The following is a 6,885-nucleotide window of genomic DNA, read 5'->3' as shown; positions in this document are numbered from 1 at the left end:
GGTTTCCTCCGAGGCCACTTCATTTGACTTCGTCAAAAACCGTAACCTCTGCGTAAGCACAGATGAGTTGCCCTAATAGGCTCGCAGGCTCGCCAAGGGGCAACATGGGATGGGTTTCCTCCGAGGCCACTTCATTTGACTTGGTCAAAAACCGTAACCTCTGCGTAAGCATAGATGAGTTGCCCTAATAGGCTCGCAGGCTCGCCAAGGGTCAACATGGGATGGGTTTCCTCCGAGGCCACTTTATTTGACTTCGTCAAAAACCGTAACCTCTGCGTAAGCACAGATGAGTTGCTGAATGTTGATTTTTTGTCTATTAACATGGCTTTGATTTTAGAGCTATTAGCTCTTTTGTCATTTGTTTCAAATGGTCCGTTTTAGAATGTTCTTAAAAGACCAATTATGGTTCAAAGCCTTGTTTTTAAAGGGCTTGGATTTACTTATGAGTTTTTCCTTATATGACTTGAAAAAAGACCAATTTTTAATTGACAACTTCATTTTTATGCACAGTCTGTCATTTCAATGTCATAAAACAAGAATTTAGCCCTATACACTTAACTCATACATTGATAAACGCTCGTAAGTTATTGATATTAAATTCTTAACTGCTGTGGTTAAGAATTAACCGTTGTGTGTGATGGTCAGACATATATGCGTTTAGTCACCAGTAAATCAAAGTTATTAACAAAGTTATCCACAGGATGTGTGGATAAGTGAAGTCAATCAACAATATGCTGAAAATTAACCACTCAAGTGAATGAGAAATACATCTTCAATGCCAAAATCACAATCACTGCAGCAAATATTTTTTTCAAATAATGTACCGGTAATCGGTGCGTTAAGTGAGCACCAAGGGATGTGGTGAATAAGCTGCCAATACTGATCAATAAGGTGGCTGGCCAAAAAACATATCCAAAGGTCAATTCAGGTAAGTTGGTTTGATGAATACCCTGCATCAGAAATACCACACCACTGGTCAAAGCAATGGGCAGGCCGATGGCTGCGGCAGTGGCAATGGCTTTTCTTATATTTATTTGATGCCAAGTTAAATAGGGTACGGTGAGTGAGCCACCGCCAATGGCTATGATGGCTGAAATAAACCCAATGACAAATCCTACAGGCAGTAATTCTGTTTTGGGAATTCGTTTGGCTGCAGTTGCTCGTGGTTTAAACCCAATCAACAATTGTAATGCCACCAATAACATCAAGAGGGTAAAAATCAACGCGATGGTTTTAGAGTCCATTTCAATGACTAACCATGTGGCCAATGCACTGCCAAGCAAAATGGCTGGGCTTATGGCAGAGACTATGGGCCATAAAATGGCATGATGTTTATGGTGGGTTCGAATACTGAGCAGGGCATTGATCACAATACATGACATCGAGGTGGCCAGTGCCAGATGAACGACGATTGCAGGGTCGTGGTGTTGAGAAAGGAAAAACACGGTCAAGGCGGGTACCAAGATGGCTCCGCCGCCAATACCCAATAATCCAGCGAAAAAACCAACTGCTGAACCCAAAATAACCAACAAAAGTATGTTGGTTATGTCCATGATTTATCGCTTACGACCAAACAATGATTTCCAGATGGCATTAACTGCTTTGGTGGTTAACCGCCTTTGTAATGACTTTCCGAGCTTGGTGGTAAATGAATCTGCTTGTCTGCCTGATCTGCGTTTGGGTTTATCCAACTCAGCTTTTTTGGCTTCTTGTTCCAGACGAGCTTGTTCTTTGGCTTTTTGTTCAGCCATTTCGGCTTTTCTTTTAATCAGTTTTTCATAAGCTGACTCGCGATCTAAATCGGTGTCATATTTTTCACCAACCGGTGATCTTTTCATCACCAGCTTACGCTCTTGATCTGTGGCAGGGCCCATGCGACATCTGGGGGGTGAGATTTTGACTCGGTCAACAATGGTCGGCGCCCCTTTTTCTTCTAAAGTTGAAACCAGTGCTTCACCGACACCTAACGAGGTGATGACATCTGCCGTATTGAAGTTTGGGTTGGCCCTGAATGAGTCTGCAACCGCTCGAATGACTTTTTTGTCTTTCGGGGTGTAGGCACGAAGTGCGTGTTGAATTTTGTTGCCCAGTTGTCCCAATATATCCTCAGGGATGTCGCCAGGTGATTGGGTACAAAAATAAACCCCAACACCTTTAGACCTGATTAACCTTGCGACCTGTTCAATGCGTTTGAGCACTTCTTTGGGGGAGTCCTCAAAAATCAGATGGGCCTCATCAAAAAACAACACCAATTTAGGTAATGGTTGGTCTCCGACTTCCGGTAAGGTTTCAAATAATTCGGTCATCAACCACAACAAGAAAGAGGCGTAAAGTTGTGGCTTCATCATTAAATCTCGCGACTCCATGATGCTGATGATGCCGTTGCCAGACATGTCTTGACGCATCAAGTCTGCCAACTCCAGGGCGGGTTCACCAAAAAGCTTATCGGCACTTTGAGATTCCATATTTAGCAATCTGCGTTGGATCGCTCCAATAGAGGCATTGGTGATTCGTCCATATTCAGTTGAAATTTCTTTGTGGTTCTCACCCATAAATTGAAGCAATGACTTCAAATCTTTTAAATCCAATAAAGGCATCTTGTTGGTTTGGGCATATTTAAATGCAACAGCAATCACGCCTTCTTGAACATCAGACAATTCCAATAATCGACTGAGGTACATGGGACCAATTTCTTCAATGGTGGTCCGTACGGGGTGGCCATTTTTTTTGAAGATATCCCAAAATATGGTGGGTGAACCTTCGTATCGATAATTTTTGATGTTCAATTCTTTGGCGCGGTTATCCAAAAATTCTTTTTGTTTGCCGGCTTGCGACAATCCAGAAACATCGCCTTTGATGTCGGTAATAAACACCGGAACACCTAATTCTGCAAAGTTTTCAGCCAATACCTGTAAGGTCACTGTTTTGCCCGTTCCGGTTGCGCCAGTGATCAAGCCATGGCGGTTGGCAAAATGACCTAAAATCTTTGCCGGTTTGAATTCGGGCCCTTGACCCTGGCCAAAATGAAGGTGTTGTGCGTTGTCAGTCATATTGAATATTGTCCTTTTAACCATTGGAACACAGCGTGCATGGCCAGGGCTTCACCGCCCTCTGTGCCGCCAGTCCTGTCACCAAAATTCCAACCATAAGTATCAACATGTACCCATGATATTTCTGGTTTGATGAAATGTTCTAAAAACAAGGCGGCAGTTATACAGCCAGCTTGTGGTATCGAGCCAGTATTGGATAAATCAGCAATGCTGGATTTGATGTATTTTTTGTAGCTTTGTTGTAAAGGCAGCGGCCATGTTTCATCATGCGTGGTTTGTCCAGCGTCACAAATCCCATCGCTGATTTCTTTGCGATTTGAAAATATGGGTGTAACGGTAGGCCCCATGGCAACCCTGGCTGCACCGGTTAAGGTCGCAAAGTCTATAACCAGCTCAGGATTGGATTCACAGGCATAGGTCAGTGCATCGGCCAAAATGACCCTTCCCTCGGCATCGGTGTGACCGATTTCTATGGTTTGTCCAGACCGGGTCTGAGCCACATCACCTTGGCGATAAGCATTGCTTGAGACTGCATTTTCAACCGTAGGAATCAAAACTTGTAAACAAACAGGTAATTGGTGATCGATGATTAATTGAGCCAAGCCCAAAACATGTGCTCCACCACCCATGTCTTTCTTCATCCAACGCATGAATTGAGCCGCTTTCATGTTGTTGCCACCGGTATCAAAACAAACCCCTTTGCCCACCAATGAAACTTTAGGGTTGTTTTCATCACCCCAGTTCAATTCAATCAAACGGGGCGCTTTGTGGCTCGCTCGTCCAACAATGTGGATAGAAGGGAAATTTTCGGTCAACAAGGCTTCGCCAATAATTTCAGTAAAAGTGGTGTGATTTTCTTCGGCAAAAGACTCGGCAAATTGACTCATTTCTGTCGGACCCATGTCATCGGCAGGCGTGTTGATTAAATCCCTGACCAAACAAGTGGCTTTGATGATGGATAGTTCAGATGCGTATTCACTTTCATTGACACACAAGGTGGCTGCGGTTTTTACTTCGAGGTAACGGTCAAAGCGGTAACTACCAAAGCCCCATGCCAAGATAACGGCAGCAGCAATTTCTTCAGTTTCAGACTCAATGTGATAAAAGCCCAATGGGAAGGCGTTGAAGGCGTGGCACATCGAATAAGGGTTCAGGTCATCATCGACCGTTAAATATACCTTGGCTATTTCACCATCGGCTTTGTAGTCGACCAGAAACTGTCCAGCTTGTTTATCCAACTTCTGGTGGGTTGCAATTGATTGCAGGTAATTGTTTTGAGCAGCAAACCAGGTTTCATAGGTGCCAAGTAAAATAGGCACAACAGGAATGGTGTGTTGCTGTGGATCAGTCGAGATGTAGTGAGTCATAAGTCAATCTGTTAAATAATCACAATGATTATACTCAAGGCGGAATTGAATATCGAGACAGTTGTCATTTGTTCACCAAAGTGAATCAACTTTTAGTTTGTTTGGTAAACCATTTCCTGGTGGGGAATGTCATCTTCCAAATAATACACCCCGGTGTTGATAAACCCCAAGCTTTGATAAAAACGAGTCAAATAGGTTTGGGCTGAAATTTTAATTGGATGATCGGGATATAAGTTTTGTGCTTGATCAATGGCCGCTTCCATCAGGGCTCGGCCTAATTTAAGCTGCCGATGGGACTGCGCCACCACCACTCGTCCAATGCTGGTGAATTGACCATTTGAAAGCGCTGGGGGAAGGATTCGCGCATAAGCAATGATGTGGTTGTCATCAGACTTTTGGAACAGGTGCAGGGCCTGTTGGTCGATGTCATCTAAATCTAAATAGGCACAGTTTTGTTCTGACACAAAAACGGCACTTCGCAGTTTCAGAATTTGATAGATGTCCAGGGTGTTGATTTGATCAAACTGTTTAAGGACATATGATGGTGGCTTCAATGGCATCTGAACTTCTGTATTTAATTTTGAATGATTTTAGGAAAGTGTTTCGATTGTAGTTGTTCATTCAATGGTTTTTGCCCCATGGCCGATTCAATCAAATTCATTGTCAGGATAACAGCACCGCGATTTTGGTCTACCAAAGTTTTTGCCGCTTTACCCATATTGATTCTGGCTTCTTGGTTTTCAATCAAATATTCCATACTGCGGATGATGTCATTGGCATCGTGTACGGTTTGAGAACCACCACAATCATTCAACAATTGAGTGATTTCGGTGAAATTATGCGTGTTGGGTCCGACCAATACAGGCAGTGAAAACACGGCCGCTTCAAGCACATTGTGCCCACCAATATTGGCTATAGATCCGCCAACAAAAGCGATGTCTGATGAGGCATAAAATTCAAGCATTTCACCCATGGTATCAACCACAAATACATCACCTTCGATGTCGCATAGACCGATTTGACTCCTCAGCTGGGTGTTAAAACCTTTATTTTTACAAGCTTGGGTGGTGCTTTGGAATCGTTCTGGGTGTCTGGGAACAATCACCAACATCAGCTTGGGATGTCTTTGTTTTAACACCACATAAGCATCTAATATTTCGATTTCATCGTCTTGATGGGTGCTGGCTGCTATCCAAACCAATCGACTGTTTTGGTAATGGGCACGGATTTCTTCACCTTTTTCAATGATGTGGTCCTCAATGATGATGTCAAATTTTAGGCTGCCGACCACAAATATTTTTTCCGGATAACAACCCAGTTGAATCATCCGTTTGGCATCAGTTACGGTTTGCGCTGCTACATAAGCCGTGTCGTTGAATGCTTTGGCTGCCAATGACTCTACCCACCGATATCCTTTCATTGAGACTTCTGATAAACGGGCGTTGGCAACCACAATGGGGATGTTTTTCTTTTTACAAAAACGGAACAAATTGGGCCAAATTTCAGTTTCCATGATCACTGCCAAGTCAGGTTTGGTTTTGCGCAGAAAGCGTTTGACCGCACCAGGTAAATCATAAGGCAAGTAAACGTGAAATACTTGATTGCCAAAAATTTGCTGGACCCGATCAGAGCCTGTTGGAGTGATGGTGGTTAACACAAATGAATGGTCTTGGTATTTTTCCATCAAGGCTTTGATCAATGGGATGGCGGCATTGACTTCACCAACAGAAACCGCATGAACCCAGATTGATTTGTTTTTGAACTGTGGCGACTTGAACCAACCAAACCTTTCATGCCACCTTTGCAGGTAGGCTTTGGTTTTGATGCCTCTGGTGGCCAAGCGAATCAACACCAAGGGTGTTAACAAGGTGGTAACCAAAGAATAAATACGAGATCTCAGTTCTAATTTCATCGAATAGCGCTTCCATTGCTCGCAAGTTGAATTGATGAGGGTTGGTTTGAGCCACCCAAAGGTAAGTCTAGATAGTAATCAACCGCATCACCCCAAAGCTGAGTTTGCTCTGCAATGGTTGAAGGTGTCGATTGATTTGATTTGTTGGCGCTGGTAGAAACCAAAGCTGAATTCAACTGGTCGCACAACATTTTTACGGCAGGATGTGCGCTGACTCTGACGGCCACAGTCTGGAATTCACCACTGATCCAAGCAGGTACTGATTTTGATTTTGGAAAAATCCAAGTGTGGTGGCCAGGCCAAGTTTTTAATGCGCGAGCCAAATCGCTTCTGTTTTCCGGTTGAATCAAAGGTAAAATTTGTTGAACATGAGAGGCAATCAAAACCAAGCCTTTGTCTACACTTCGCTGTTTCAGCTTAAGGATTTTGTGGACACTTTGTTCATTGCGAAAATCACAACCTAAACCAAACACACCTTCGGTCGGATAAACCACTGTGCCGCCATGATTGATGGCCAAGACGGCTTGTTCTATAGAGTCACCAATTTCAGCCATGT

6 protein-coding genes are annotated in these 6,885 nt (G+C 43.5%); all 6 read right to left on the bottom strand.

The features are described 5' to 3' along the window. Nucleotides 1-749: 749 nt before the first annotated feature. On the bottom strand, nt 750-1,553 hold the full coding sequence (locus tag CCS90_RS00770; RefSeq protein ID WP_099017606.1) for a sulfite exporter TauE/SafE family protein: 804 nt from the start codon (nt 1,551-1,553) through the stop codon (nt 750-752). Between the two features lie 3 nt (nt 1,554-1,556). After that, nucleotides 1,557-3,050 carry a helicase HerA-like domain-containing protein gene (locus CCS90_RS00765; protein ID WP_099017605.1) on the bottom strand — a complete coding sequence of 498 codons (1,494 nt, stop codon included), beginning with the start codon at nt 3,048-3,050 and terminating at the stop codon, nt 1,557-1,559. Beyond that, complete coding sequence (locus CCS90_RS00760) at nt 3,047-4,417, bottom strand: leucyl aminopeptidase family protein (protein WP_099017604.1); 1,371 nt, start codon at nt 4,415-4,417, stop codon at nt 3,047-3,049. Before CCS90_RS00760 ends, CCS90_RS00765 begins: the two co-directional genes overlap by 4 nt. Nucleotides 4,418-4,509: 92 nt before the next feature. Then, nucleotides 4,510-4,977: a GNAT family N-acetyltransferase gene (locus CCS90_RS00755; protein WP_099017603.1), complete on the bottom strand. Its 468-nt coding sequence runs from the start codon at nt 4,975-4,977 to the stop codon at nt 4,510-4,512. Nucleotides 4,978-4,991: 14 nt separating this feature from the next. After that, on the bottom strand, nt 4,992-6,329 hold the full coding sequence (waaA, locus tag CCS90_RS00750) for a lipid IV(A) 3-deoxy-D-manno-octulosonic acid transferase (protein WP_099017602.1): 1,338 nt from the start codon (nt 6,327-6,329) through the stop codon (nt 4,992-4,994). Continuing rightward, nucleotides 6,326-6,883: an L-threonylcarbamoyladenylate synthase type 1 TsaC gene (gene tsaC / locus CCS90_RS00745; protein WP_099017601.1), complete on the bottom strand. Its 558-nt coding sequence runs from the start codon at nt 6,881-6,883 to the stop codon at nt 6,326-6,328. The genes waaA and tsaC overlap by 4 nt, the downstream gene beginning before the upstream one ends. Nucleotides 6,884-6,885: the final 2 nt, after the last annotated feature.

This window comes from Marinicella litoralis (genome assembly GCF_002591915.1).
Classification (GTDB): Bacteria; Pseudomonadota; Gammaproteobacteria; order Xanthomonadales; family Marinicellaceae; genus Marinicella; species Marinicella litoralis.
This window is presented reverse-complemented; position numbering and strand designations above follow the sequence as displayed.

Excerpts from the sequence above, each read along its gene's own strand:
- CCS90_RS00770 (WP_099017606.1), bottom strand. The coding sequence starts at position 1,553 with ATGGACATAACCAACATACTTTTGTTGGTTATTTTGGGTTCAGCAGTT.
- waaA (WP_099017602.1), bottom strand. The coding sequence starts at position 6,329 with ATGAAATTAGAACTGAGATCTCGTATTTATTCTTTGGTTACCACCTTG.
- CCS90_RS00765 (WP_099017605.1), bottom strand. The coding sequence starts at position 3,050 with ATGACTGACAACGCACAACACCTTCATTTTGGCCAGGGTCAAGGGCCC.
- tsaC (WP_099017601.1), bottom strand. The coding sequence starts at position 6,883 with ATGGCTGAAATTGGTGACTCTATAGAACAAGCCGTCTTGGCCATCAAT.
- CCS90_RS00760 (WP_099017604.1), bottom strand. The coding sequence starts at position 4,417 with ATGACTCACTACATCTCGACTGATCCACAGCAACACACCATTCCTGTT.
- CCS90_RS00755 (WP_099017603.1), bottom strand. The coding sequence starts at position 4,977 with ATGCCATTGAAGCCACCATCATATGTCCTTAAACAGTTTGATCAAATC.